The organism is Lentzea sp. JNUCC 0626 (assembly GCF_043632865.1).
Lineage (GTDB): Bacteria > Actinomycetota > Actinomycetes > Mycobacteriales > Pseudonocardiaceae > Lentzea.
Genome location: NZ_CP171635.1, coordinates 9,527,263 through 9,553,763, shown reverse-complemented (window position 1 = coordinate 9,553,763; position 26,501 = coordinate 9,527,263). Strand labels below are relative to the sequence as shown.

Here is a 26,501-nt window from a genome sequence, read left to right as displayed (position 1 = left end):
CCGATGGACGACGTCGTCCTGCGCGGACCGCTGATCGCCGACGGCACCGGCGCACCCGCCTATCGCGCGGATGTGTCGATCAAGGACGGCGTCATCACGTCGATCGGTGACGGCCTGAGCGCCACCAGGTCGATCGACGCGGACGGCCTGGTGCTCGCACCGGGGTTCATCGACATGCACTCGCATTCCGACCTGCGGGTCCTCGCCGAACCGGACCACCTGGCGAAGGTGTCGCAGGGCGTCACGACCGAGGTGCTCGGCCAGGACGGCCTGTCGTACGCGCCGGTGAACGACGAGGTGCTCGCGACGTTGCGCGGTCAGCTCGCGGGCTGGAACGACGACCCGCCGGGCTTCGACTGGAACTGGCGCTCGGTCGGCCAGTACCTCGACCGGCTCGACCAGGGCATCGCGGTGAACGCCGCGTACCTGGTGCCGCAGGGGACGTTGCGGATGCTCGCCGTGGGCTGGGACGACCGGCCGCCGACCGAGTCCGAAATGGACATGATGAAGTCCGTTCTCGCGCAATCGCTTGCCGAGGGTGCGATGGGCATGTCCTCCGGGCTCACCTACACGCCCGGCATGTACGCGGACACGTCCGAACTGGTGCAGCTGTGCGAGGTCGTCGGGCAGCACAACGGCTTCTACAGCCCACACCACCGCAGCTACGGCGCGGGCGCGTTGGAGGCGTACGCCGAGATGGTGGACGTCTCGAAGCGGTCGGGCTGCGCGTTGCACCTCGCCCACGCGACGATGAACTTCCCGGTGAACAAGGGCAAGGCGCCCGACCTGCTGGCGTTGCTGGACGACGCGATCGCTGGTGGCGCCGACATCTCGCTGGACACCTACCCGTACCTGCCGGGCGCGACCTACCTGAGCGCGCTGCTGCCTTCCTGGTCCACGGAGGGCGGGCCGGACAGGACGCTGGCAAGGTTGTCCGATGTGGACACCCGCGAACGCATCCGCGCGGAGATCGAGGAGACCGGCTCGGACGGCTGCCACGGCGTGCCGGTCGACTGGGACTCCATCGAGATCAACGGCGTCCGCAACGACCGCAACGCGCACCTCGTCGGCTCCAGCGTGCTGCAGTCCGCGGCCCGCCTCGGCCGCAGCCCGGCCGACCTGTACTTCGACGTGTTGGTCGACGAACGAATGGGTACGTCCTGCCTCATGCACGTGGGCCACGAGGAGAACGTGCAGGCGATCATGAAGCATCCGGCGCACACGGGCGGCAGCGACGGCCTGCTCGTGGGCGACCGGCCGCACCCGCGCGCGTGGGGCACGTTCCCCCGTTATTTCGCGCGTTACGTCCGTGAACTGGGCGTGCTGAGCCTGGAGGAGTGCGTCGAGCACCTCACCGGCCGCGCGGCCAAGCGTTTGCGGCTCACCGACCGGGGTCTGGTCCGCGAGGGCTACGCGGCCGACCTGGTGCTGTTCGACCCCGCGACGATCGCCGACACGGCGACGTTCGACGAGCCGCGACAGCAGGCCGCCGGCATCCCGTTCGTCTTCTGCAACGGGGTGACGGTGATCGACGACGGAACCGCCACCGGCTCATTGCCAGGCCATTCACTCAGGAGCCGCCCGTGATCGACTGGTTGCAACACTCAACAGGGGGCTTGCTCACCCTCGCGGTAGTCAGCATCGCGGTGCTGCTGCTACTGATCATCAAGTTCAAGGTCGAGCCGTTCATCGCGCTGATCGTCGTGGCGCTGCTGGTCGCACTGCTGGCGGGCGTGCCGGTGGAGCAGCTGGTCGGGTCGGCACAGAAGGCCTCGGACTCGTTGCTGGAGAAGGGCTTCGGCTCGATCCTCGGCCACATCGCCGCGATCATCGGTCTCGGCACGCTGCTCGGCGCGATCCTCGAGGCGTCCGGCGGCGCGCAGGTCCTGATGGACAAGCTGATGAACGCGTTCGGCGAGAAGAAGGCGCCGGTCGCGATCGGTCTGGCCGGTCTGATCTTCGGCGTGCCGGTCTTCTTCGACATCGGCATCTTCGTGTTGGCGCCGCTGGTCTACGTGGCCGCCAAGCGGTCCGGCAAGTCGATCGTGCTGTTCGCCATGCCGTTGCTGGCAGGGCTTTCGGTCATGCACGCGTTCATGCCACCTCACCCCGGACCAGTGGCGGCGGCCGGTCTGCTGGGTGTGTCGCTCGGCTGGATCATCATCATGGGCCTCGCGGTGGCACTGCCGTCGTGGTTCGTCGGCGGCGTCCTGTACTCGTACTGGATCGGCAAGCGCATCAACGTGCCGGTGCCGGAGGAGATGCTGGCGGCGGCCGAGGTCGCGCGGGCGGAGAACGGCGGCGACGACCGCGAACCGCCGTCGCTCGGCCTGGTGCTCGCCATCATCGGCCTGCCGCTGGTGCTGATCCTCGCCGGCACGTTCGGCTCGATCCTGCTGACCAAGGGCTCGAAGCTGTACTCGATCGCGACGTTCTTCGGCACCCCCGCCGTGGCGTTGACGATCTCGGTGCTGCTGGCGTTCTGGCTGCTGGGTTTCCGGCGCGGCATGACCCGCGAGAAGGTCGCGGAACTGTCGAGCGCGTCCCTGAAGCCGGTCGCGATGATCCTGCTCGTGGTCGGTGCCGGTGGCTTCTTCGGCGCCGTGCTGGCCGCGACGGGCATCGGCAAGACGCTCGCGAACGAACTGTCGGGCATCGGCCTGCCGGTGATCGCGCTGGCGTACGTGATCAGCTGCGTCATCCGCATCGCGCAGGGTTCGGCGACGGTCGCGATCGTGACGACCGCGGGCATCGTCGCACCGGTGCTGGCGGACCTGAACTACTCGCAGCCGCAACTCGCGCTGGTCGTCATGGCCATCGCGTCCGGCTCGATCATCGCCTCGCACGTGAACGACGGCGGGTTCTGGATCGTGTCGCGGTACTTCGGGCTGTCGGTGAAGGAGACGCTCCAGTCGTGGACGGTCCTCGAAACCATCCTCTCGGTGGTCGGTTTCGTGGTCGCGGCACTGCTCAGCCTGGTTGCCTAACCGGACATAAATCAACAATTTCGAACGCTTGACAACGCGAGTCTCGCGCCTGAGGATCGGCACAATGTTCATTTGTGTTTGATGTGGACGGGGCCCGCATGAGCAACACGGAGGTCGTGCACCTGCACGACAACACCTCCAGCGTCGTCATCTCGGTCCAGGGCGCGAGCCTGCCGGTCGTGACGCACTGGGGGCGCACGCTCGGAGACGTCGACCAGGCCGCACTGCGCGGCCTGGTCGACGTCGTCTCGTGGACCAACCCGAACAACGCGCCCGACGAGCCGATCCCGCTCGCCCTGCTGCCCGACGCCGGCGCCGGGTACCTCGGCCGCCCCGGACTGCGCGGCCACCGCGCCGGAGAGCACTTCGCACCCGCTCTGACGGTGACGACTTTCGGCCACGAGGGTTCGATCTTCCGTTACGCCGCCTCCGACGAGGCCGCCGAACTGACCGTGACCGGCACGCTGGAGCTGCTGCCGTCCGGGATGCTCCGGGTCCGGCACGTCGTCCGCAACGACGGTTCGACGCCGTACTCGCTGGAGGGCCTCGAAACCGCGCTGCCCGTCCCGGCGCACGCCGCCGAACTCCTCGACTTCACCGGGCGCTGGAGCCGCGAGCGGTCGCCGCAGCGGCAGGCGTTCCAGCACGGCTCGTGGGTGCGGGAGAACCGCCGCGGGCGCACCGGGCACGACGCCACGATCGGGTTGCTGGCGGGGACGCCGGGGTTCTCGTTCCGCGACGGCGAGGTGTGGGCGGTGCACGTTGGGTGGAGCGGCAACCACGTGACGTACGCGGAGAACCTCGTCGACGGCTCGCCCGTGCTCGGTGGTGGCGAGTTGCTGTTGCCGGGCGAGATCATTCTCGACGCCGGGCAGGAGTACGAGTCGCCGTGGATCTACGCGGCGTATTCGTCCGAAGGCATCGACGGCATCAGCGCCGCGTTCCACCGGCAGTTGCGGGAGCGGTCGCTGCGGCCGCGGCCGGTCGTGCTGAACACGTGGGAAGCCGTGTACTTCGACCACGACCTCGCGCGGCTGACGTCGTTGGCCGACACCGCCGCCGCGATCGGCGTGGAGCGGTTCGTGCTGGACGACGGCTGGTTCCGGCACCGTCGCGACGACTCCGCCGGGCTCGGTGACTGGTTCGTCGACGAGACGGTGTGGCCGGACGGGCTGTCGCCGTTGATCAAGCACGTGCGCGGGCTGGGCATGGAGTTCGGGTTGTGGTTCGAGCCCGAGATGATCAACACCGACTCTGATCTGTACCGCGCCCACCCGGACTGGGTGCTCGGGCCGCGGGCCGGGGTCCTGCCGCCGCCGTCGCGCAACCAGCAGGTGCTGAACATCGCGCACCCCGAGGCGTACGCGTACATCCTCGAACGGGTGTCGTCGGTGTTGGCGGACAACGACATCGCGTTCGTGAAGTGGGACCACAACCGCGACCTGATCGGGTCGCGCGTGCACGAGCAGACGGCCGCGTACTACCGGTTGCTGGACGAACTGCGGTTGCGGCACCCGCACGTGGAGATCGAGAGCTGTTCGTCCGGTGGTGGGCGGATCGACCTCGGTGTGCTCGCGCGCACGGATCGTGTGTGGACGTCGGACTGCAACGACGCGTTGGAACGTCAGTTGATCCAACGGTGGACGGGCGTGTTCCTGCCGTTGGAGCTGATGGGTGCGCACGTCGGTCCGACGAAGTCGCACACCACGGGCCGTGTGCACGATCTGTCGTTCCGGGTGGCCACGGCGATGTTCGGGCACTTCGGCATCGAGTGGGACATCAACTCGGCGACCGACGAGGAACGGGCCGGGCTGCAGGCCGCGATCGAGTACTACAAGGACGTGCGGTCGTTGCTGCACAGCGGTGTCGCCGTGCACTCGGACCACCCGGACCCCTCGGCGTGGGTGCACGGGGTCGTCGCGGCGGACGGCTCGGAGGCGTTGTTCGGCTACGCGCAGCTGACGACGACGGTGCAGAACAAGCCGCGCCGGGTGCGGTTGCCGGGACTGGACCCGCAGCGCACGTACCGGGTCTCGTTCGACGCTCCGGCCGGGTATCCCGCGTTGTGCCAGCGGCAGCCTGCCGACTGGAAGCCGGTGGAGCTGCCCGGTTCAGTGTTGTCGGAGGTCGGGATCCAGCTGCCGGTGCTCGAACCCGAGCAGGCGATTCTGGTGCGCCTCAAGTAAAAAGAGTCCCCGGCGGCGTCGAGACCGCCGGGGACTCCAGTCGAGAAGAGCCCCGGCGGAACGATCCCGCCGGGGCTCTTCTCTCCCCTCTTACTGGCCGGCGCGAGATCCGTCGGCCTTGGTAGCCCACCACTTTCCACCAACGCCCTGCCCGTTGGCTTCACCGCAGACCTTGTCCCCTGCGAACAGGTACTGCGGCCACCCCGCGATGGTGAGCTGCTTCTTCCCGTCCCGCTCGATCGTCCCCACGAGAGCGGCTTCCACGCCCTGCACCTGGAAACCCTCCTCGACGAAGGCGGGCGGCCACTGCGCCGCGCATCCACCCGAGCAGTTGCTCGTGGGCGGGTCGGCGGAGTCGTCGTCGAACCGGTAGAGCGTCATGCCGTCCTTGTCGGTGGCGACGACGCCGAGATCGCCGACGGTCGCACTGGTGAGCGCGATCGCCTTGTTCTGCTGGGCCTTCTTGCCGTCGGTGGCGGTGGCGAACCACTTCGCGACCGTGACGCCCTTGGCCTCACCGGGCTTGGTGTCGTTCTTGAACGTGTACTGCGGCCAGTTCGCGACGGTCAGCTGCTTCTTGCCGTCCGCGCGGGTGATGGTGCCGAGCAGCTTCGAGTCGATGCCCTTCACCCGTGGCGTGTCGCCCTCGACGAGCACCGGCGGCCAGGCTTCCGCGCACCCACCGTCGCAATTGGACGCCGGCGGCTGGGCCGTGTCGCCGTCGAACCGGTAGAGCGTGAGGCCCGCGTTGTTCGTCAGCACCGCACCGAGCCCCGTGACGACGCCGGTCCGCGCCGTGAGCTGGGTGCGCTTGCCGTCCTTGGCGGTGGCGAACCACTTGCCCTGCAGGCCCTGGCCCTTGGTCTCGCCCGGCTTGGTGTCCTTGGCGAACCGGTACTGCGGCATGCCGTCGACGGTGAGCTGGCGGCTGCCGTCCTTGCGGACGATGGAGCCGACCAGGTTCCGGTCGACGCCTTCAAGACCGAAGTCCTCGCCGGGAACCGTTGCGGGCGGCCACGTCGCGGCGCACTCACCCTCGCAAGTGGACACATTCGGCTGGTCGCCGTCGAAGCGGTAGAGGGTGAAGCCCTGGTCGTCGGTGACGATCTCACCGAGGTCCTGGATGCCGGCGGTCTTCAACGCCACCGCGCCCTGCTGCTGTTGCTGTGCCACCGGTTTCGTCTCCGGCGTGGCCGCGCAGGCGGTCAGTGCGATCAACCCCAGCGCGACGACCGCAACGGTCTTGCGGATCATCTTGAACCTCCTGGCTCGTGCCCTCCAACGCCACTCACACGTAGAGGCAGCCAGAACGGTTCAATCTTTTTCTCAGAACATCGCGCGCTTCAGGGCGGGGACGGCCTGAGCTGCCCTGAGCACGGTCTTGAAGATCGTCCGCGCGACCGGGCCGCCGTCCGCGAACTGGCGTGCGGCCTTCAACGAATCACGCACGGCCGCGAAGCCGTAGTCGTACATCTCCTTCTCGTAGCGGGCGATCGCGTCGCCGCCCTCAGCGATGCAGCGCGCCAGGAGCCGGGCATCCTTCAACGCGATGTTCGCCCCGATGCCGCGCATGGGCGTCATCGCGTGGATGGCGTCGCCGAGCACCGTGACGTTCGTGGGCTGCCAGCGGCTGATCGGCTTCGAGGACCGCAGCCGCCACTCGCTGATGGTCTCGGGTGGCGATGCTTCGACGATCCTGGTCAGGTCCGGGCTCCACTTCGTGATCCGGCGCAGCACTTCCGCCTGAAGGTCCTGTCCATCGTGGACGGTCATGTCCGCCGCCGCGTACGCCCACATCAGGTAGGGACGCACGTTGTCGAACAACAGGTCGTCCTCGTCCGTGACGCCCAGTCCGTCGTGCGCGGCCAGGAACATGCCGGCCCTGGTCGTCGGGATGACCGTGTGGGCCCGGTCGACGAGGTGGCGCGGCACCCAGTCGTGGTCGTCGAGGAACAACTTGCCCGCGATGGCCGTGACGCCGATCTTCTCGGTGCCGGCGTGCGGGAGGTACTGCTGGCGCACCCGCGACCTGATGCCGTCCGCGCCGACCAGCAGGTCGCACGACTCGACGCCGCCGTCCGCGAAGTGCAGCTTGATGTCGTCGCCCGGCTCGTAGCGCTCGAACGTCCGGCCGAACTGCACGTCCAGACCGTCGAGCAACACCTGCCGGAGCGTGATCCTGCTCGCCGAGTAGTGCTTCTCCTCCTCCGGGTCGAGCACGAGCAACGTCCTGAGCCGCTGGTCCAGGAACCCGAACCCGTTGCCGCCCGACCCCGCGCTCCGCTCGAACCGCTCCCAGTTCGCCGCGGGTAAGCACTCTCTCAACGCCGCCGCGCCGTCCGGGTTGATGTGCACCCGGTACCCCTGCAGGCGGTCCGTGCGTGACAGCTCTCGCTCGTACACCGCCACGTCCACGCCGGCCTTGCGCAACCCGTGCGCCAGGCACAGTCCGCCGATTCCCCCACCGATCACCGCGATTCGCATGCCTCCGAGTTTCAACCGCGTGGTTGATTAAGTCAACCCAATGGTTGATAACTGCCGTCGGCTACCGTGTCGACGTGGATCAACGCCGCTCTCCCAGCGCCTCGGAGCGCAAGCGCGACCCGGAACGCACGCGGGCCCTGCTGCTCGAAGCGGCCGCGGCGGAGTTCGGCGCGAAGGGCTACGCCGCCACGCGCACCACGGACATCGCGGCGCGGGCGGGCGTGAACAAGCAGCTGATCTCGTACTACTTCGGCGGCAAGGAAGGCCTGTACAAGGAGCTCGCGACGAGCTGGCACGGCTCGGCGGAGGAGCTGGCGAGCCGCAGCCAGTCGCTGGACGAGGTCGTGTCCGGGTTCGTGATGACGACGCTCACCGACCACGGCCGCATGTGGGCGTGGGCGAACCTCGCCGGCGACAGCCCGCCCACCGACGAGGAGTTCTTCCAGCGGCAGGTCGAGGAGATGCGCAAGCGTCAGGAGGCGGGCGAACTGCCTGCCGGGATGGAGCCCGAGTTCCTGCTGCTGGCCCTGATGGCGGCCGCGTCAGCGCCGCTGACGTTGCGGCAGAGCGCCGGGCAGATCACCGGCCAGGACCCCGCGACGCCCGAGTTCGCCGCGAAGTACGCGGAACAGCTCGGGATTCTGGTGCGGTACCTGGCGGGCCGCTGACGGATCAGGACTCGCGGCGGGCGGCGGCCTTCTCCTCGAGGACCTGCTTCAGGCCCTTGAAACCGCCGCGCATCATCATGTCGTGGTTGCCGCGGAAGAACGGCTTGGCGATCAGCACCAGCCGGCGCAGCAACGCCTTGTTGACCACGACCTCCTGGTCGAACATGAGGTCGGTGCCGCCGTCGCGACCGGTGATCTCCCAGCTCGCGTAGCCCTCGAGATCGCCCGACAACGTCGCACGCAACAGGCCTGCCTGCTGGTTCCTGATGCTGTGCTTCACCTGCACGACCAGATCGAACGGCAGGAACGACCGGCAGTAGAGCACGCCGGACTCGTCGTCGATCTTCTCGGCCTTGCGGATCTCACGCCACCACAGCGGGTAGTTCGCGATGTCCGACAGGACCTCGTACACCAGGTCGGGAGGCGCGTCGACGTGCCACACGCTGCGGAAGCGATAGCGGTTGAGTGACACGGCCGCCATCATCCAGGATCCCTCGTCCGAGTGACAGGTCCTGGGCAAAAGTCACAGCAGACCGGGAATTCCTCACGGCGTGGCATATGGCTCTAGTGGGACTTGAGTGCCCCACTAGGCCACACGTGTTCACTTGTCGACTAGATGAGGAAGCCGTTCCAGGGTCCGCACCCAGCTGACAGCCGCGACGCGACGGAGTGCCTGCTCCGCCGAGTCGAGCGCCTCCACGAGGCTGAAGGGGTACACGACGGGCTCCCCGCGCGACGCCTGAAGGGCGCGCTCGCGGTGGGCCAGCGCATCGAGTGGAATCATCACCCTGCTGCCGACACCTCCTCGTTTTCGAGCACCTGCAGCAAGAACTGCCCCGTGTAGCTCTTCTCGACCTGCGAGACCTGCTCGGGCGTGCCCTCTGCTACGACCATACCGCCGCCAGAGCCCCCTTCGGGACCCATGTCGACGATCCAGTCGGACGTCTTGATGACGTCGAGGTTGTGCTCGATGACGATGACGGAGTTCCCCTTGTCCACCAGGCCGTTGATGACGCCCAGCAGCTTGCGGATGTCCTCGAAGTGCAGGCCCGTGGTGGGCTCGTCGAGGATGTAGACCGTCTTGCCCGTCGAGCGCTTCTGCAGCTCCGACGCGAGCTTCACGCGCTGGGCCTCACCACCGGAGAGCGTCGGCGCGGGCTGGCCGAGGCGCACGTAGCCCAGACCGACCTCGACCAGCGTCTTCAGGTGGCGGTGGATGGCGTTGATGGGTTCGAAGAACGTCGCGGCCTCCTCGATCGGCATGTCGAGGATCTCGGAGATCGTCTTGCCCTTGTAGTGCACTTCCAGCGTCTCGCGGTTGTACCGCGCGCCCTTGCAGACCTCGCAGGGCACATACACGTCCGGCAGGAAGTTCATCTCGATCTTGATGGTGCCGTCGCCCGCGCACGCCTCGCAGCGGCCGCCCTTGACGTTGAAGGAGAAGCGGCCGGGCTGGTAGCCGCGGACCTTCGCCTCCGTGGTCGCCGCGAACAGCTTGCGGACGTGGTCGAACACGCCGGTGTACGTCGCCGGGTTGGACCGCGGGGTGCGGCCGATCGGCGACTGGTCGACCCGCACCAGCTTGTCGACCTCGTTCAGGCCGTTGATGCGGGTGTGGCGGCCCGGCACCTGGCGCGCGCCGTTGAGCTTGTTCGCGAGCACCGTGGCGAGGATGTCGTTGACCAGCGTCGACTTGCCCGAGCCGGACACGCCCGTGACCGAGGTGAGGGTGCCGAGCGGGAACGACACGTCGATGCCGCGCAGGTTGTGCTCGCGCGCGCCGACGACGGTGAGCTGGCGCTTCTTGTCGATCTTGCGGCGCTTGGCGGGCATCGGGATCGACTTGCGGCCCGACAGGTAGGCGCCGGTCATCGACTCCTTGTTCGTCAGCAGCTTCTTGTACGGGCCGCTGTGCACGACCTTGCCGCCGTGCTCGCCGGCGCCGGGGCCGATGTCGACCACCCAGTCCGAGGCGCGGATCGTGTCCTCGTCGTGCTCGACGACGATCAGCGTGTTGCCGAGGTTGCGCAACCTCGTCAGCGTCTCGATCAGGCGGTGGTTGTCGCGCTGGTGCAGGCCGATCGACGGCTCGTCCAGCACGTACAGCACGCCGACGAGACCCGAACCGATCTGCGTGGCGAGCCGGATGCGCTGCGCCTCGCCGCCGGACAGGGTGCCGGAGGCGCGGTCGAGCGAGAGGTAGTCGAGGCCGACGTCGAGCAGGAAGTGCAGGCGGGCCTGGATCTCCTTGAGCACGGCGCCCGCGATCATCGACTCGCGCTTGCCGAGCTTGAGGCCGTCGAGAAAGTCCGAGCACTCCGAGACGCTCATCGCGCAGACCTCGGCGATGGACTTGTCGCCCTTCTTGCCGTGGTGCAGCGTGACGGCGAGGATCTCGGGCTTCAGGCGCGTGCCGGCACACGCGGGGCACGGGACCTCGCGCATGTAGCCCTCGTACTTCTCCCGCATGTACTCGGACTCGGTCTGCTCCTGGCGCCGTTCGAGGAACGGGATGACGCCCTCGTAGTTGGCGTAGTAGGAGCGCTCACGGCCGTAGCGGTTCTTGTAGCGGACGTGCACCTGCTCGTCGATGCCGTGCAGGATCGCCTTCTGCGCCTTGGCGGGCAGGTGCCGCCACTGCGTGTCCATGCGGTAGCCGATGGTCTCGCCGAGCGACTGGAGCAGCCGCTGGAAGTACTCGGCCGTCTGCCCGCCTGCCCACGGCGCGATGGCGCCCTCTTCTAGGCTCAGCTCGTCGTCGGTGACCACGAGCTCCGGGTCGACCTCCTTGCGCACGCCGATGCCCGTGCAGACCACGCACGCGCCGTACGGCGAGTTGAAGGAGAACGACCGCGGCTCGAGGTCCTCGATCGCGAGCGGGTGGCCGTTGGGGCACGCGAGGTTCTCGGAGAAGCCCCTGATGCGCTTCGGGTCCGTCTCCGGCAGGTCGACGAACTCGAGCTCGACCAGGCCGTCCGCGAGCCGCAGCGCCGTCTCGACCGAGTCGGTGAGGCGCTGCTTCTGCGCGGCCTTGACGCTCAGGCGGTCGATGACGACCGCGATGTGGTGCTTCTCCTGCTTCTTGAGCTTGGGCACCTCGGCCAGCGCGTAGACGCCGCCGTCGACCTTCACGCGCGAGTAGCCCTGCGTCTGCAGGTTCTGGAACAGGTCGACGTACTCGCCCTTGCGGCCGCGGATGACCGGGGCGAGCACCTGGAACTTGGTGCCCTGCTCCATGGCGAGCACCTGGTCGACGATCTCCTGCGGCGTCTGCTTGCCGATCGCCTCGCCGCACTGCGGGCAGTGCGGCTTGCCGGCGCGGGCGTAGAGCAGGCGCAGGTAGTCGTAGACCTCGGTGATGGTGCCGACGGTCGAGCGGGGGTTGCGGCTCGTCGACTTCTGGTCGATCGAGACAGCGGGTGAGAGGCCTTCGATGAAGTCGACGTCGGGCTTGTCCATCTGCCCGAGGAACTGGCGCGCGTACGCGGAGAGCGACTCCACGTAGCGCCGCTGCCCCTCGGCGAAGATGGTGTCGAAAGCCAGGCTCGACTTGCCGGAGCCGGACAGCCCCGTGAAGACGATCAGGCTGTCCCTCGGCAGGTCGAGATCGACGCCGCGCAGGTTGTGCTCGCGCGCGCCGCGAACAACAAGACGGTCTGCCACTGGGGTCCCTTCGGCTGCGATTGGCGGGTCACTCACGCCACACTCTTCCGAACAAGCGTTCGAAGAGTACTAGCATCGGATTGGAGGCTGCGACCGACCCGCCGACCATGCTAGGTCGCACCCCCGACAAAAACGGTTCGGGCCGCTATCGCATTCCCCTGAGCTGGGATTACCCATAGGCTGGTCACTTCGATCAGAAGCCTCAACGTCGGGGAGAGGCAGCACATGACCTACACGCCGTCCACTGAGCAGACGTCCGTACCCGCCCCGCGAGGTGTGCCCGACCGGCACATCACGGCGGTGCGCGAGGCGACGGACGTGCTCTACGAGGTCGTCGAGGAGCTGGACGAGGCCGCCGTGCGCGGTGCGTCCCTGCTTCCAGGATGGACCCGCGGACACGTCATCACACATCTGGCGCGCAACGCGGACGCGCTGGTGAACCTGCTCACCTGGGCGCGCACCGGGGTCGAGCACCAGGCCTACGCCTCTCGGGCGGACCGCGACGCGGACATCGAGGAGGGGTCGCACCGGCTGTTGCAGGTGATCAAGGCCGACCTCGACTCCGCGTGCCAGCGGTTCGACGTCGCGTGCCGCGAGTTCCCGCAGCACGCGTGGCGTTCGGAGGTCACCGCGCCCAAGGGCCAGTCGATCCCGGCGTCCACCGTGCCGTTGTTCCGGCTGCGGGAGATCTGGATCCACCTCATCGACCTGAACGCGGGCGTCGGATTCGACGACCTGCCCGCGGCGTTCGTGGAGGAGTTCCTCGACGACGCCGTGCGGCAGTTCGAGGGCAGGGTCGACCCGTTCGAGATCGAGGTGACCCTGCCCGACGGCACTCAGCGCAAGTGGGTCGTGAACGGTCCGGCGAGCCGCAGGTCGGTGAGCGGGTCCGCGAGCGCCGTGCTGGCGTGGCTGACGGGCCGTTCCGACGGTTCCGGGCTGCGCGGTGAACTGCCGGAACTGCCGGACTGGATCTGAGTGAGCAGCTTGTAGGCGGGCTTCTCGACGAACTTCGTCATCGCCCAGCCGAGCACGAACGCCGAGGTGAGGAAGCCCGCCAGGAGCCACCAGGACCGCAGCCCAAAGGCGTGCATGCGGTCCATCACCACGGTGCCGATCTGCTGGTGCACGAGGTAGACGCCGTACGAGATGCCCGCGAGCCACGTGATCGGCCGTGCGACCGGGCTGAAGAACACCCAATCGGGGCCGGCGGCCGCCGCGCACACCATCAGTAGCAGCACGGCAAAGCCGAGCGTCGATCCGTACTCGGTCGTGTGAATCGCCTGCGCGATCAGGGTAGCCACGAGGAGAGCGGCCAGGTGCGGGGTCTTGAGCCGATCTTTGTGCCACAGCCAGATCGCGATGCCGGCCGCGAACAACTGGGCCCTGTGCAGCGCAAACCCGTTGTAGACGACGAACAACGTGTGTGAGTGGTCCAGCAACGGCCTGATGAGCAACGGCGTGACGATGAGCGCCCACAGGAAGACACGCAGCTGTGTGCCCCTCAGGAACTTCACCAGCACCGCCCCGGCGATGAACGCCGCGATCTGCACCGGCACCGTCCAGTAGGCGAAGTCGACGATGTTGACGTCCGGCATCCACTGGTTGATCAGCAGCAGGTTGTAGACGACGTCCCTGCCGTCGAGCTGACTCCACCCCTCCGGCGCGATCCATCTCTGCACCGCGTAGGTGAGCAGCACCGCCGCCATGTACGCGGGCAGCAGTCTGGCGAGTCTTCTCCACAGGAACTGCCCTGGCTTGCCGCTGTTGAGCGAGGCACAGGCGAAGAAAGCCGAGACGACCATCAGCGTGCTGGCGCCCATCGACATCGGGAACTCGAACGGCAGCGGCCCGAGATCGGGGTGGCTGCTGACGCTCGTGAGCGTGGCGTGGTGGAGCAACACGCATCCGATGGCGACGACGCGGAGGACGTCCCAGCTGACCCTGCGGGCCTTCTGAGGCTTCTGTCGTTGCGCTGGAATCACGAGAGGCGGGGACCTGTTCGTTGATGCGTTCGGAGTACTGCGGGCTCGGAGCTTGATCCTTACTTACCCTATGAGTGAGACCTGTATGCAACCTGAAGGTGTGCGTCTCGCCGCATCGAGCGACTACCGTCTGCCACCGTGGACGTACTCGAGAACTACACCGGTCACGTCGATCCAGACGGCCCCGCCGCCCGCAGGACCCTGGACGCGCTGACCATCACGAAGATCTCCGTCGGTCCGATGGACAACAACGCCTACCTGCTGGTTTGCCGGTCCACGAACGAAGCGCTGCTGATCGACGCGGCCAACGACCACGAGCGCCTCTCCGACCTCCTGGGCCACCTCCCGGACCGCCCGAGGCTGCGCACGATCGTGACCACGCACCAGCACGCCGATCACTGGCAGGCACTGGGCGCCCTGGCCGGAGCCCACGGCTCCAGCACCGTCGCCCACGAACTGGACGCCGCGGTCCTCCCGGTCCCCCCGGACGTCCTGGTGGACCACGGCGACACCATCGACGTGGGAGAAGTCCAGCTCTCGATCATCCACCTGCGAGGCCACACCCCGGGCTCCATCGCCGTCGTCTACGACGACCCGACCGGCCACCCGCACCTCTTCACCGGAGATTCACTCTTTCCGGGGGGTGTGGGAAAGACCACGTCGCCCGACAACTTCGCGTCGCTGATCAACGACGTGGAGGACCGCCTCTTCGCGGTGCTGCCGGACTCGACCTGGTTCTACCCGGGCCACGGCGACGACTCGACGCTGGGCGAGCAGCGCCCGTCCCTGGCGGAGTGGCGAGCCCGCGGCTGGTAGCGCGACCGAACGGGGCCGCCTACGGCCGGGGGCGGCCCCGCTTGACTAGGCATTCGATCTCAAGCGCTGTCTCAGCGACCGTGAACAGCGTCGTCCAGCAGGTCCAGGTAGCCGGTGGTCGTGCGCCACAGCGCGTCCGCGTGCGGAGTGAGCTTGCCGGGGCTCCAGCGGCGGTCGGTGTACTCCTGGTTCGCCCGCCGCAGCGCGTTCAGGCTCACCGCGAGCTCATCGGCGACGCGTTGCTTGAGTTCGTCCGGGGTGGGCGCGGGCTGACGGACGAGTTCGGCCGTGCCGTCGCTGACGGCTACGAGGGCTTCCTCGTTGATGCCGTCGGCCGCGCTCCACACGAGGGCCGGGCGTTCGATGCGGTGGTTCCACACCGGTGCGTCCTTCGAGCGCCAGCGGGCCTCGAACGGGTTGCGTGAGAGCCTGGTCGAGTTGGCCCAGTGTTCGGCGCCCACCGGTTCGGTCATCCACGGCACCTCGTCGACCGGCAGGTCGGTGACCAGGGCCACCTCGATGACGTCCAGGTCCTTCGGCACGTCGAGGAGGTCGCCGAAGACCCACAGCTCGACCACCTGGAACCGGAAGAAGCTCGCGGGCAGCTCGCCGCACTTCTCGGTGAGCTCGGTCAGGTGGTGCACTGCGCGGGACCATTTCACGGGGTGGATCATGCCTGACCGGGTGGCGGAGGCGTTGGCGCGGCTCGATGCCGTGGAGCCGGTGCTGTGTGCGTTCCACGAGGTGTATCGCGCGCGCTCGCCCGAAGTGGACCCCTCGTTGCCGTTTGCGGGCATGCCAATTGCGGTGAAACGGGGCGAACGGCGAAGCCACCGTGAGGCGTTGACGGCCATGGGGTGTGTGCCGATCGGACTGACCACCACGCCCGATGGCAGCACTCCCTGGCAGACGTGGGGGCGCAACTCTCGTGGCCTCACACGGAACCCGTGGAACCTCGATCGCACGCCCGGTGGTTCGTCCGCAGGGTCGGCGGTGGCCGTGGCGGCGGGGGTGGTGCCGTTGGCCACCGGGGTGGACGGCGCCGGCTCGATCCGCATACCTGCGGCGTGGTGTGGTGTGTTCGGACTGAAGACGACGTCGTCCGAGCGTGCGGCAGTTGGTGTCTTCGTGCGTGATCCTGACTTGCTGGCGACCTATCTCGGCGTCACCGAGACCACCGCTCCCACCGCAGTGTGGTCTACGGATCTTGGGCTCGCCGAGGTGGACGACGAGCAGGTGTCGATCGCCTGGCGTGCGGCGGCTCCTCTGCGGCCTCGCCCGGTGGAGCTCAGGCTGGGTGATCCGGCTGCCGACTGGTTCGCCGGGCGGTGCGGGCCGAACCTGGCGTTGGACGCGTTGTTCGAGACCGCTGACGTGCTGCTCACGCCCACCACGCCCGGTCCGCCGCACGGTCACGACGGGCCCGGGGAACGCATCAACACCGCGTTGACCTGGACTTTCAACCTCAGTGGGCATCCGGCCGTCAGCATTCCCGCCGGGTTTGACTCGGACGGGCTGCCGGTCGGGTTGCAGGCCGTGGCGCGGCACGGGCGGGAGGCTGACCTGGTTGCGGTCGCTCGGTCAGTCGACAGGGTCGACATGCCACACGTTCGTGTGATTTGAGCCCGTTCTACCTTGCTGATCTGGTCACGTGCGGTGTCCTCGCCCCCCGGAGGAGGGGGCTCGGATAACACGAAGGATCGGCGGGGCCGGTGGCGGGCCGGATCCCGGCGGCAAAGCGGGTGTGGTGGTGGTTGCCGGCGTGCTGGCGTTGTCGGTGGCCGCAGGTGGCGGCCTGGCGGGCGGTCGAGTCGGCGAGCGTGAACCTCACGAAGGCCAGGTCCGACGGCAAGAAGTCCGCCCGCAACGGTGATGCCGACGGTGCTTGGCGTCAGCTGAACATCCGCACGTTGAAACGCACGGCCAAGTCCGCACTCGAGTGTGTGTCGCACTCTCACGGTCAGGTGCGCGACCACTTCGTGCGCAACCCTTGCAAGTCGCTCGACCGCACCCTCTTCGCCGTGGGCAACGGCAACAACGTTGCGGTCGTGTCCGTGGCATGGGTGGACTTCAGCTTCACAGGCCTGAACTACGCGTCACGCTCGGACGGCACGACCATCGTGATCGCCGAGACGGAGCCGGCATCCGGCCAGGTGAGCGGCGAGACCCTGGACGCCATCGCGAGTTGACTGCCCCGTTAGGCCGCCACCGCGCGCACGGAACGCAACGCCGAGGCCCACGCCACCAGTTCGTCGAGCATGGCGTGCAGCGTCTCGTCGTGTGTCGGTTCTGCCTGTAGGTCGCCACGGCCGAACGCGACCTGTGTGCGCACGGTTGCCACCTTCAGTTCGGCCAGCACGAGCCGTAGTTGTTCCACGGCACGCAATCCGCCGGTGCCGCCGATGCCCACGAAGCCCGCGGCCTTGTCGTTCCACTCCGCGTAGAGGTAGTCGAGCGCGTTCTTCAGTGCTGCGGAGAACGAGTGGTTGTACTCCGGCGTGATGAACACGAAGCCGTCGTACGGCGCGATGAGTGACGACCACTCGCGTGTGTGTGCGTGCGCGTACTCACCAAACAGCGCTGGCACTGGTTCGTCCAGCAACGGCAGGTTCACCTCCTTCAGGTCGATGAGGTCGAACGACGCGTCGTCGCGGGTGCTCGCGACGTTCATGACCCACCGCGCCACCTCCTCGGAGCGACGGCCTGGACGGGTGCTTCCCAAGATCACTGCGATGCGCATGGCAGCCAAAGTACAACGATCGTGGTACTTAGTGCAACGCTCGTTGTACTAAGCTGCGGAACCATGCGACCGGACAAGCGGCAGGCGATCCTGCATGGGGCGTTGAGCGTGTTCGCGCGCGACGGGTACACACGGGCGAGCATCGACGCCATCGCGAAGGAGGCGGAGGTGTCGACCCGCACGCTCTACAACCACTTCGCGGACAAGGCGGATCTCTTCCGCAACGTCATCCAGGCCAGCGCGGACGAGGCGGCGCGTGAGCAGATCGCGATCATCGAGCGGCACTTCCACAAGGTCACCAACCTGGAGAAGGACCTCACCGCGTTCGGCCGGGCCATGAGCACCGAGCTCGGCAACGCCACGCACTTCGCGTTGGTCCGGCAGATCAACGCCGAACTCAGCCACATCCCGGACGACGCGCTCGAGGCGTGGCAGGAGACGGGGCCGCGCAAGGTCCGCGCCACCCTCGCCGCAGAGCTCGCCAAGCTCGGGTTCAAGGACTCGGCGCGCGCCGCGGTGCACCTGATGATGCTCACGATGACCGGCGATCCGAGCATCAGGGGCTCACGGCCGAACGACGACGACATCAGGGCAGGAGTGCGCGTGTTCCTGCACGGGCAGGATGTCGAGAAACGGCGAGAGGCGACGACATAGGGCTATGGACACACGCATCGACGACTACATCGCGAGCCTGCCCGAGTGGCAGCAGGACATCTGCCGCCAGGTGCGCGCGCTCGTGCACGAGGCGGACCCGGACGTCGAGGAGACCATCAAGTTCACGAACCGGCCGTACTTCGTGCTGGACGGCAACATCTGCGCGTTGCTCGGCACCAAGGACCACGTGAACGTGATGCTCTACGACAAGGCGATCGTGCCTGACCCGCACAACATCATCACGAGCGGCCACGGCAACAAGACCGCGCGCATGATCTCCGTCTACCGCGACCAGACGATCAACGCTCCGGCACTCGTCGAGATGTTCCGCCACATCATCGCCAACAACCGTCAGCGCAGGAGTGTCAGAGGCCGTCGGTAGCCTCATCACGCATGGAGGTCGTGATCTACACCGACGGCGCGTGCAGCCCCAACCCCGGACCTGGCGGCTGGGGTGCCGTGTTGAGCTATGGCGAGCACGAGAAGGACATGTACGGCGGTGACATCGGCCCGACGACGAACAACCGCATGGAACTGATGGCGCCCATCATGGCGTTGGAGAGCCTTACGCGCCCGTCCGTCGTGAAGCTCTACACGGACAGCACCTACGTACGGAACGGCATCACGTCGTGGGTGCACGGCTGGAAGGCCAACGGCTGGCTCACGAAGGCGCGCGAGCCCGTCAAGAACGCCGACCTGTGGCGCCGCCTCGAAGAAGCCGCCGACCGGCACGAGGTCGAGTGGCACTGGGTCAAGGGCCACGCGGGCCATCCCGGAAACGAACGCGCCGACCGGCTCGCCGTGCGCGGCGTCGAGGAGGTCACGGGCCGCACGATCGAGCAGCCCGGCGCGAAGCCCGCCTCGAAGCCGAAGAAACCCGCGAAGCCCAGGCAGACGCGCGAACTGAGCGGCGAGGCGTGCGGCGCGCCCACGAAGAAGGGCACGCCCTGCCCGATCACGGCCGGTACCAACGGCCTCTGCCACATCCACGACCCGGGGTTGCAGTGCGGCGCGACGACGAAGAAGGGCACGCCCTGCACCATCGCGACGGGCGGCGGCCGCTGCGAACACCACCAGGACGCGCTCGAGCTGTTCAGCTGAGCACCTCGTAGCAGGAGTGGACCGCCGGCTGGCCTGTGTAGTTCGGGCCGGCGCGGTCGTCGGCGCCGAGGTAGACGAACGGCAGCCGCGGCACACCAGACCCCTCGTAGCCCACCAGGCGCCGCCGGTTGTCGTGGGTGAACCCGTTGTCCCGCAACGCTTTGGTCAACGCCCGACCGAACGGACTGCCATCCGCTCGGCGCACGCTCAAGACGTCGAAGTTCGCCACGAACCGCCCGCCCGGCGCGAGCCACGACACCACGCGCGTCAGCAGGCCGAGCTTGTCGCCAAGGTAGTGCAGGCCGTGCACGCACGTCACCAGGTCGACCGGGCCGGCGGGCGCCCACTGGTCGACCGGCGCGACGACGAAGCTGAGGCCGTCCCGCGCCGGCACGTGGTGGTCGACCAGGTCCACGCCCACGACGGCCAGGCCCGGGCGCACGGCCTCGGCCAGCGCTTTCCCGCTGCCGCAACACAGATCCACCCACACCCCGGACGCCGGTGGCAGCGACACCCCCAGCTCACGACGGTAGCTCGCCAGGCCGCGTTCGCGGTTCATCGCGCAGTTGGCTACCACCGACGAACTCCACAACGCCTCGTCGTCGAGCAGGCTCATCGCAGCACCGCGGCCAGACGCGTCATGCCTTCCGCGATCTCCTCCGCGCTGTTGGAGGTGAACGACATCCGCAACGTCGCGTGGTCCGGCGTCGTCGCGAAGAAGGGTGCACCGGGCACGAACGCGACGTCGTGCCGTAGCGCTTCCTTCAGCAGCACGGCGGTGTCCACGTCGCCGGGCAGCCGCAGCCACACGAACATGCCGCCGTCGGGGTCGCTCCACGTCGTGCCGCCGGGCATGGCGGACGGCAGCGCGGCGATCATGGCGTCGCGGCGCCGGCCGTATTCGGCGCGCAACCGGGAGACGTGGGCGTCGAGGTCGTTGTGCGCCAGGTAGGAGGCGGCTGCGGCTTGGTCCACTGTGGACGTGTGGAGGTCGGCGGCCTGCTTGACGATCGTCAGCGTGCGCAGCAGGTCGGCGGGGGCGCGCAGCCAACCCAGGCGCATGCCGGGGGCGCCGATCTTCGAGAAGCTGCCCAGGTAGATGGTTCGGTCGCTGATCGAGGCGAGCGGGGGCACCGCCGAGCCCCGGTAGCGGAGTTCGCCGTACGGGTCGTCCTCCACGATCCACAGGTCGTGCGCGGCGGCGATGCCGGCGATCTCCTCACGGCGGGACGCGGACAGCGTGCGGCCGGTCGGATTGGCGAAGGTCGGCACCAGGTAGAGCAACGCGGGGTTCTCCGCCGCCACGACCTCGCGCAGCGCGGCAGGGACCAGGCCGTCGGCGTCGCCGGCGACGGGCACGATGCGCGCGCCGGTCATCCGGAAGCACTGCAACGCCGCGAGGTACGTCGGTTCCTCGACGGCCACCACGGTGCCGGGGCCGAGCATCGCGGTGGCCACGAGTGCCAGCGCCTGCTGCGAGCCGGTGGTGATCAGGACGTCCGGGGTGGGCAGGCCGCTGCCGGTCAGGCGGGCGGAGATCAGCGCGCGGAGTGCCGGATTTCCTTCTGTGGGCGCGTACTGGAGCACGGACCGGTCGCGCAGGGCGACGTCGTAGGCGGCACGCACGCCGTCCAGGTCGAACAGTTCCGGGGCGGGCAGCCCGCCGGCGAAGGAGATCACCTCGGGGCGGGAGGTCAGCGCGAGCAGATCGCGCACCGGAGAACTGGCCACGGGGAGGGTGCGGTGCATGAACCGCACGGTAATGGGGGACCGCGTGGAACCCGACGTCGTTTCCCACCCAGTGGTGGCGCTTATATTCTGATCGAGCTATATTGCCGATATGGCATCTACATTCGCGGTGCTGGCGGATCCGAGTCGCCGGGAGATCCTCGACCTGCTGCGGGAACGCGAGCGGCCGGTCGGTGACCTCGTCGACCGGCTGACGCTCGCCCAGCCGACCGTCTCGAAGCACCTCAAGGTGTTGCGGGAGGCCGGGCTGGTCGAGGTGCGCACCGACGCCCAGAAGCGCTTCTACCGGGTGTCGCCGGGGCCGCTGGCGGAGATCGACGCCTGGCTCGCGCCGTACCGGCGGATGTGGGAGAAGAGCCTGGACGCACTGGAACGACGACTCGACGAGATCGAAGGGGACTGACCCGTGGACGCCGAACTTCAGATGATCGAGGGCAAGCCCGTGCTGCGCTTCGAACGCGCGCTGCGGCACTCGCCGGAGAAGGTCTGGCGGGTCGTCACCGAACCCGCCGAGATGAAGCACTGGTTCCCCGCCGAGGTGGAGATCGACGGCCGGACGCTGCGCTTCACGTTCCCCGACGCGGCTCCGGTGGACGCGGACGGCGGCGAGGGCGAACTGCTGGAGTCCGATCCGCCGAAGGTCTTCGCCTTCCGCTGGGCGAACGACGTGCTGCGTTTCGAGATCCTGCCGCGCGACGAGGGCTGTCTGCTGGTCTTCACCGCTGTCGTCAGCAGCAGGCTGAGCGTGGGCCGCGACGTCCCCGGCTGGATCACCTGCCTGAACGCCCTGGTCGCGCACGCCGACGGCACGAAGTTCGAGCCGCCGACGGAGTGGCTGTCCCGCATCGAGCACTACATCAGGGAGTTCGGCCTCGACGAGGGCACCGACGAACCCGAGGGCATCCGGTTCGTGCGTGACCTGGTGTGGGCGCCGCTGGACGACGTCTGGCAACTCCTCACCGAAGGCACCGAAGGCACCGTGCCCACCCAAGCCGCCCACCCCGGCCTCACGCCGGGCGAGGTCATCAAGGCCGAGGCGCCGCGCGTGCTGGAGTACGAGTGGCTGGAGGACGGCGAGCCGAAGGGCAAGGTGCGCTGGGAGTTCGAGCACGTCCACCTGCAGGGCACCACGGTGACGCTGACCCAGGAGAACGCGCACGGCCCGGAGGCGCTCGCGGCGTGGCACGTGCACCTGGAGCTGTTCTTCGCGGCCACGCAGGGCGAGATCCGCTGCCCGTGGCCCGCGGACAGGGAAGAGGAACTGGCCAAGCGCTACGCCGGCCGCTGATCGACACCCCCGGGACGCGGCCGTCGCGCAACGGCCGCGTCCCGGGGTCAAGCGTGCTGCACGCGGTCGACGAGGCACGCCCAGTCGGGCACGCACCGTCGGCCGAGCCGTTTCGCCGCACGGAGTTCGTGGGCGAGCACGGCGAGCCGGCGGTCACGCGGATCGGGTGCGAGATCTTCGAGCCGTTGCACGTCGGCCGCGCTCAGGCGGAAGCTGACGAGCTTGGTCGAGTCGATCTTCGCGATCGCCCACCAGCAGGTGGCCGCCGCGTAGTCGCAGCCGAGCCGGCGGAACAGCTCCTCGGCGACGAGGAGATCGCGCACCGCCTCGGGCTTCTCGCGCGTGGCGAGGAGCAGGTCGGCGCGCACCTGGTGGGAGCGCGCGACCACCTCCGGGAAGTCCGCGGTGGCGATGACGCTGGTGACGAACTCCTTGCCCTCGTTGTACTTCCGCGCCGCGAGACACAGCCGTGCCTGCAGGACGGTGAGCCAGTGGTACGGCTCGGTGCCCGGTGTCAGCAGCCCCTCGGCTGTCCCCGCGCTCTCCACGGCGGCGGCGAGCAGGTCGCGTTCGCCGGACATCTCGTGCCGCAGCAACTGCTTCTCCGCGTGCAGCGAGGCGCACACCCCGACCTCCTCGCTGGTGGGTCCGCAGATGGAGCGGTACTGCGTCGTCGCGAGGATCAGCAGGTGCTCGCAGTTGCGCAGGTAGAACTCGCGGTCGTACGGCAGCGCCTCCATCGCCATGTGCAGGAAGATCCGCGCGTGGGCGCGTTGGCCGCGGGCGGCGGTGGTCAGGTCGCGGTACTTCTTCGCGATCTGCGTGCCCTCCTCGGCGACCGACGCCGCCTGGCTGAACCTGTGCTCCCGCACCAGGCGCCAGGCCTTGCCGGACACGAGGACCTTGGCCATGAGAGCGCCCTCCCCCTTCAACGGCAACGTCGACGAGAGCGTCTTCAGGCACACCTGCGACAACCGGCTGACCAGCCGGACGTCACCGTGCGCCTTGGCGACGGCCACCACCGAGTCGAACGCCCTGGCGAGTTCGAGATCGCCCTCCCCCTGCTCCACCAGGTCGTGCGCGAGCCGGTAGGCGAACGCGGACGACGGCGGATGTGCCTCCAAAGCCACCAGCACCTCGCGGCTCCGGTGCACCCCCTGTTCCACCTGCACGACCTCACCCCCGTTCTCCACGACCTCGAGCGCGCCCAGACTGCGCACCAGCTCCTCCTCGCCGTGCAACGTGCTGGGGTCGAAGCGGTGGATCACCAGCTGTTGCAGGACGGACGGCAGCGCGTTCGCGTCCACGTCGGGCGGCACCACGGGTAACACGGCGCATCCGTTCGCACCGCCGTGGTGGTAGATCTTGTGCCGCACCAGGCCCGCCTCGTAGCGCACTCCCCTGCGCTCGACGAAGTCGTTGGACAGCAACGCCTTCAGGTAGTCGTCGGACACGATGACGAGGACCGTGCGGTCCCGGACGGCGGTCTCCATCCAGGCCGGAATGGACAGTGGGTGGATGATCGTGAGATCGCCGTCCCACAACACGTCGAACCCGCGAGAGCGCAACGCCCCCACGACCGCGGAGGCGGCCGGGCCTCCATCGCTACTGCTGTAGCTAACGAATATGGCCATCGCAGCGACCTCTCCCGTGATGGACAACGAGGGGGTGGGTGCGATTTCTGGTGTCATTGCACATGGTGCGCCTCCTGCGGGTGTGGTCGCGCGCCGGTCGGCGAAGACCGGTGCGGCGAGGACCAATCACCCGAACGGGACCTGGATGGCGGCACTCATCAGGGTTCGAACGTCATAGGCTTGCCTACGGCGACATCGCCTCGCCTCAATGAACTGGGGTTTGCTGGGGTTCGGTTGTGGGTTGCCATCGGACGGGTGGCTGTTGGCGCAGCCACCCGCCCGGCCATTGCGATTCAGGCCCCTCCTAGCTCCTCAAGTCGTCGGTCGATCACCTTGGGCGTTTCCTCCGCCGGCAGAGCGAACTCCTCCAGCTGGATGAAGTAGTTCAGGTACTCCTTGAGCTCCGGCCCGGCCGTCATCAGCTCGTCCCGGCCCGGGTACTCCAGCAGCAGCGCGAAGTCCTCCTCCCCCTCGGAGAACTCCAGGATCGCGAACGACCCCTTCATGGCGGGGTGGTTGCCCGCGGCGAAGGGCAGGACCTGGATGGTCACGTTCGGGAACTCCGCGACCTCCCTGATCCGCTTCAGCTGGCGCGCCAGCACGTCCTGTCCACCGACGGCCCGGTGCAGCACCGACTCGTCGATGATGAGCGCGATCTCCGGACCGTCCGGCTCCAGGATCACCTGGCGGTGCTGCCGGATGTCCACGGCCCGCTGGGCCCCCGCACCCGACAACCCGTGGCTCGTGACCAGTGCCATCGAGTAGTCGGGGATCTGCACGAGCCCCGGGACGACGTTCAGCTGGCACTGCCGCACCCGGATCGCGGCGGTCTCCAGCTCGAGGAACTTGGCGAACTGCTCACCGAACGAGCCCCGGTACTTCTCCATCCACGCCGACTTCGACTGCCGGATCGCCCTCGTCATGCCGACGAGCTCGGTGACCCGATCGTCGTCGCGCACCCCGTAGTGGAAGAGGAGCGCCTGCACGTCGGTGACCGAGATCTTGTTCTCCCCCTTCTCAATCCTGATCAGCTTCGAAACAGACCAGTCCATGGCGTCGGCGACGGCCTGCTGACTGAGACCGAGTCCGTCCCGCGTCTGCTTCAACTCGGCGAGCAGGCGCTTCTGCAGCACGACGGGACTTTCCTTGCGGGGCAACGCCCCTCCTCCCTCAATCTGCTAGGTAGCAGAATGGTAGCGGTCACTTGGAGGGGTTCCACAATGCTTGTCCCCCAATTGACCAGTTTCAAGGGGAGAGATAGCAGCACGAAGGCCGCGCAGCAAAATTCCAGACTCCGACCGGGTGGACGAATCACCCGATCGCGCAAGATGAGGGGTCAGGACCGGGCGAAAGTCACGAACGCACGCCAGCCGGCCTGAGACACCCCGATCAGACAGTGCCGGCGATCCTTGGAGTCCCGGATCCACGTCCGGTGGCCGTCAACGGCGCACTCGATGCAGTTGCTGCCGCCAGCGTTGCTGTACGAGCTGCGTTTCCACGTGAGCTCCGCCGCCATCGTCGCCCTCCCGGCAAGGTCCCCGACCCGACAAGGCCACACCTGAGCCTAATTCCGGCTAGTTGATCAAAACACCGCCAGAGGTGCGCCATCCAGTAGACAGAAAGGTGTCAGTTCAAGGACAAGCGCACGGAGAACCTGTTGACATGACATGCAATCAGAGCGTGGCGAAGCGGTCAACGCCCACGCCGCTGATCAGCAGGCGTTCCTTGCGGTTGCCCGTCAGGCGCTGGGTCCAGTCGACGAACCCACCGTCGCCGATCTCGACGCCGTCGCGGAACACCTTGAAGCACAAGCCCTTGTAGTACCCGGTCTGCCGGGAAGGGTCGGCGGGCAACGTTCCGCGCACCACCTCGAACCGCGGATCCAGCACCGTCACGCGGAATTCCACGTCACCGCACGCGGCCCGCAGGTACGCGACGTGCTCGGCGAAGTGCTCGCGCTCGAACTCCAGCGAGCCGCGGTCACGGCCCGCCGACACCGCCGCGAACAACGTGAAGTGCGCGAACCTCCCGGCACCGTTGAAGAGTTGCGCGCGCACGACGCGTTGCACCGCCGCGAGCCGCACGTCTTCGGGGCCGGATTGCCGTCGCAGCGCGGCTTCCAGCGCGAGAGCGTTGGTCGGGTCGGCCGCGACCTCGGTGCCGCGCACGGTCGACACGACGTTGTTCTGGTCCATCTCGGCCACCGCGGAGCACGTGCCGAGCGGCGCGAGCGGGGAGAGGCCCAGCACCGAGAACGACGGCGGCAGCGCGGCCAGCAGTCTGTCCTCCGCCGCGCGCAGCACCGCGAACGGCACCTCGGCCGGCGCGACGAAGCGGTCGGATCGGTACTGCCGCACCACGTCCGCACCCGACCGCGCACCGGCCCGCCGCCGTGCCAGCGCGAGCAGCAGCGTCGTCAGGTCGCTGCCGGACAGCCCGGAAAGGCGGTCCAGCACCTCTTCCCCACCCACCGCACGCAGCACGCGCGTCAGCACACTCATGCCTTCCATGATCCGCGCCGCCGCCACCGGATTTCGGCACAGGCC

At 68.1% G+C, this 26,501-nt stretch carries 25 protein-coding genes and 2 pseudogenes; 13 read left to right on the top strand and 14 right to left on the bottom strand.

Annotated features, from left to right (window positions below):
* Window positions 1-3: 3 nt before the first annotated feature.
* From JNUCC0626_RS44930 to JNUCC0626_RS44920, 3 genes are all read left to right on the top strand, one after another.
* Window positions 4-1,587 carry an N-acyl-D-amino-acid deacylase family protein gene (locus tag JNUCC0626_RS44930; RefSeq protein WP_394616706.1) on the top strand — a complete coding sequence of 528 codons (1,584 nt, stop codon included), beginning with the start codon at window positions 4-6 and terminating at the stop codon, window positions 1,585-1,587.
* On the top strand, window positions 1,584-2,987 hold the full coding sequence (locus tag JNUCC0626_RS44925) for a GntP family permease (RefSeq protein ID WP_394616705.1): 1,404 nt from the start codon (window positions 1,584-1,586) through the stop codon (window positions 2,985-2,987). Before JNUCC0626_RS44930 ends, JNUCC0626_RS44925 begins: the two co-directional genes overlap by 4 nt.
* Before the next feature lie 98 nt (window positions 2,988-3,085).
* Entirely contained in the window at window positions 3,086-5,173 is a 2,088-nt protein-coding gene (locus JNUCC0626_RS44920; protein WP_394616704.1) for an alpha-galactosidase, read from the top strand.
* Window positions 5,174-5,263: 90 nt separating this feature from the next.
* On the opposite strand, the gene JNUCC0626_RS44915 is transcribed toward JNUCC0626_RS44920, so the two are convergent.
* A complete protein-coding gene (locus JNUCC0626_RS44915) occupies window positions 5,264-6,427 on the bottom strand; it encodes a hypothetical protein (protein WP_394616703.1) in 1,164 nt (387 codons plus the stop codon).
* A 72-nt stretch (window positions 6,428-6,499) separates the two neighbouring features.
* A complete protein-coding gene (locus JNUCC0626_RS44910) occupies window positions 6,500-7,657 on the bottom strand; it encodes an FAD-dependent oxidoreductase (protein WP_394616702.1) in 1,158 nt (385 codons plus the stop codon).
* A 74-nt stretch (window positions 7,658-7,731) separates the two neighbouring features.
* On the opposite strand from JNUCC0626_RS44910, the gene JNUCC0626_RS44905 reads away from it, so the two are divergent.
* Window positions 7,732-8,325: a TetR/AcrR family transcriptional regulator gene (locus JNUCC0626_RS44905; RefSeq protein ID WP_394616701.1), complete on the top strand. Its 594-nt coding sequence runs from the start codon at window positions 7,732-7,734 to the stop codon at window positions 8,323-8,325.
* A gap of 4 nt (window positions 8,326-8,329) precedes the next feature.
* Here JNUCC0626_RS44905 and JNUCC0626_RS44900 read toward each other — a convergent pair whose 3' ends face one another.
* The 3 genes from JNUCC0626_RS44900 to uvrA all read right to left on the bottom strand — a co-directional run bounded on the left by JNUCC0626_RS44900 (window position 8,330) and on the right by uvrA (window position 11,988).
* Window positions 8,330-8,797 carry an SRPBCC family protein gene (locus JNUCC0626_RS44900; RefSeq protein WP_394616700.1) on the bottom strand — a complete coding sequence of 156 codons (468 nt, stop codon included), beginning with the start codon at window positions 8,795-8,797 and terminating at the stop codon, window positions 8,330-8,332.
* Window positions 8,798-8,926: 129 nt separating this feature from the next.
* Window positions 8,927-9,109, bottom strand: coding sequence for a hypothetical protein (locus JNUCC0626_RS44895; protein ID WP_394616699.1), 183 nt, complete (start codon window positions 9,107-9,109; stop codon window positions 8,927-8,929).
* On the bottom strand, window positions 9,109-11,988 hold the full coding sequence (gene uvrA, locus JNUCC0626_RS44890) for an excinuclease ABC subunit UvrA (protein WP_394616698.1): 2,880 nt from the start codon (window positions 11,986-11,988) through the stop codon (window positions 9,109-9,111). Before uvrA ends, JNUCC0626_RS44895 begins: the two co-directional genes overlap by 1 nt.
* A 225-nt stretch (window positions 11,989-12,213) precedes the next feature.
* Here uvrA and JNUCC0626_RS44885 point away from each other — a divergent pair, with 225 nt between their 5' ends.
* Window positions 12,214-12,966, top strand: a complete 753-nt coding sequence (locus JNUCC0626_RS44885) for a maleylpyruvate isomerase family mycothiol-dependent enzyme (protein ID WP_394616697.1) — start codon at window positions 12,214-12,216, stop codon at window positions 12,964-12,966.
* 47 nt (window positions 12,967-13,013) lie between these two features.
* On the opposite strand, the pseudogene JNUCC0626_RS44880 reads toward JNUCC0626_RS44885, so the two are convergent.
* A pseudogene (locus JNUCC0626_RS44880) lies at window positions 13,014-13,973 on the bottom strand (acyltransferase family protein); the annotation flags it as partial.
* 138 nt (window positions 13,974-14,111) lie between these two features.
* On the opposite strand from JNUCC0626_RS44880, the gene JNUCC0626_RS44875 reads away from it, so the two are divergent.
* Window positions 14,112-14,789: an MBL fold metallo-hydrolase gene (locus JNUCC0626_RS44875; RefSeq protein WP_394616696.1), complete on the top strand. Its 678-nt coding sequence runs from the start codon at window positions 14,112-14,114 to the stop codon at window positions 14,787-14,789.
* 71 nt (window positions 14,790-14,860) lie between these two features.
* On the opposite strand, the gene JNUCC0626_RS44870 is transcribed toward JNUCC0626_RS44875, so the two are convergent.
* Window positions 14,861-15,451 carry a DUF7711 family protein gene (locus JNUCC0626_RS44870; protein WP_394616695.1) on the bottom strand — a complete coding sequence of 197 codons (591 nt, stop codon included), beginning with the start codon at window positions 15,449-15,451 and terminating at the stop codon, window positions 14,861-14,863.
* Window positions 15,452-15,461: 10 nt separating this feature from the next.
* Here JNUCC0626_RS44870 and JNUCC0626_RS44865 point away from each other — a divergent pair, with 10 nt between their 5' ends.
* Window positions 15,462-16,412 (top strand): amidase family protein, encoded by a 951-nt coding sequence (locus JNUCC0626_RS44865; RefSeq protein WP_394616694.1) that lies wholly within the window; start codon window positions 15,462-15,464, stop codon window positions 16,410-16,412.
* Window positions 16,413-16,501: 89 nt separating this feature from the next.
* A complete protein-coding gene (locus JNUCC0626_RS44860) occupies window positions 16,502-16,978 on the top strand; it encodes a hypothetical protein (RefSeq protein WP_394616693.1) in 477 nt (158 codons plus the stop codon).
* A gap of 8 nt (window positions 16,979-16,986) precedes the next feature.
* On the opposite strand, the gene JNUCC0626_RS44855 is transcribed toward JNUCC0626_RS44860, so the two are convergent.
* Window positions 16,987-17,529, bottom strand: a complete 543-nt coding sequence (locus tag JNUCC0626_RS44855) for an NADPH-dependent FMN reductase (RefSeq protein WP_394616692.1) — start codon at window positions 17,527-17,529, stop codon at window positions 16,987-16,989.
* Between the two features lie 63 nt (window positions 17,530-17,592).
* On the opposite strand from JNUCC0626_RS44855, the gene JNUCC0626_RS44850 reads away from it, so the two are divergent.
* The 3 genes and pseudogenes from JNUCC0626_RS44850 to rnhA all read left to right on the top strand — a co-directional run.
* Complete coding sequence (locus tag JNUCC0626_RS44850; RefSeq protein WP_394616691.1) at window positions 17,593-18,183, top strand: TetR/AcrR family transcriptional regulator; 591 nt, start codon at window positions 17,593-17,595, stop codon at window positions 18,181-18,183.
* A 4-nt stretch (window positions 18,184-18,187) separates the two neighbouring features.
* On the top strand, window positions 18,188-18,565 hold the full coding sequence (locus JNUCC0626_RS44845; RefSeq protein WP_394616690.1) for a DUF1801 domain-containing protein: 378 nt from the start codon (window positions 18,188-18,190) through the stop codon (window positions 18,563-18,565).
* Between the two features lie 11 nt (window positions 18,566-18,576).
* Window positions 18,577-19,014, top strand: a pseudogene (rnhA, locus tag JNUCC0626_RS44840) (ribonuclease HI); the annotation flags it as partial.
* A gap of 262 nt (window positions 19,015-19,276) precedes the next feature.
* On the opposite strand, the gene JNUCC0626_RS44835 reads toward rnhA, so the two are convergent.
* Window positions 19,277-19,900 (bottom strand): class I SAM-dependent methyltransferase, encoded by a 624-nt coding sequence (locus JNUCC0626_RS44835; protein WP_394616689.1) that lies wholly within the window; start codon window positions 19,898-19,900, stop codon window positions 19,277-19,279.
* Window positions 19,897-21,033, bottom strand: coding sequence for a PLP-dependent aminotransferase family protein (locus tag JNUCC0626_RS44830; RefSeq protein ID WP_394616688.1), 1,137 nt, complete (start codon window positions 21,031-21,033; stop codon window positions 19,897-19,899). The genes JNUCC0626_RS44835 and JNUCC0626_RS44830 overlap by 4 nt, the downstream gene beginning before the upstream one ends.
* A 91-nt stretch (window positions 21,034-21,124) precedes the next feature.
* On the opposite strand from JNUCC0626_RS44830, the gene JNUCC0626_RS44825 reads away from it, so the two are divergent.
* On the top strand, window positions 21,125-21,436 hold the full coding sequence (locus tag JNUCC0626_RS44825) for an ArsR/SmtB family transcription factor (RefSeq protein WP_394616687.1): 312 nt from the start codon (window positions 21,125-21,127) through the stop codon (window positions 21,434-21,436).
* A 3-nt stretch (window positions 21,437-21,439) separates the two neighbouring features.
* Entirely contained in the window at window positions 21,440-22,321 is an 882-nt protein-coding gene (locus JNUCC0626_RS44820; RefSeq protein ID WP_394616686.1) for an SRPBCC domain-containing protein, read from the top strand.
* 47 nt (window positions 22,322-22,368) lie between these two features.
* Here JNUCC0626_RS44820 and JNUCC0626_RS44815 read toward each other — a convergent pair whose 3' ends face one another.
* From JNUCC0626_RS44815 to JNUCC0626_RS44800, 4 genes are all read right to left on the bottom strand, one after another.
* Window positions 22,369-23,955, bottom strand: a complete 1,587-nt coding sequence (locus JNUCC0626_RS44815; protein WP_394616685.1) for a TIR domain-containing protein — start codon at window positions 23,953-23,955, stop codon at window positions 22,369-22,371.
* 293 nt (window positions 23,956-24,248) lie between these two features.
* Window positions 24,249-25,112, bottom strand: coding sequence for a helix-turn-helix domain-containing protein (locus JNUCC0626_RS44810; RefSeq protein ID WP_394616684.1), 864 nt, complete (start codon window positions 25,110-25,112; stop codon window positions 24,249-24,251).
* Between the two features lie 179 nt (window positions 25,113-25,291).
* The gene (locus JNUCC0626_RS44805; protein ID WP_394616683.1) at window positions 25,292-25,471 is read right to left on the bottom strand and encodes a DUF397 domain-containing protein; all 180 of its coding nucleotides are present in this window, start codon (window positions 25,469-25,471) and stop codon (window positions 25,292-25,294) included.
* 157 nt (window positions 25,472-25,628) lie between these two features.
* Window positions 25,629-26,456 carry a hypothetical protein gene (locus tag JNUCC0626_RS44800; protein ID WP_394616682.1) on the bottom strand — a complete coding sequence of 276 codons (828 nt, stop codon included), beginning with the start codon at window positions 26,454-26,456 and terminating at the stop codon, window positions 25,629-25,631.
* Between the last annotated feature and the right edge of the window lie 45 nt (window positions 26,457-26,501).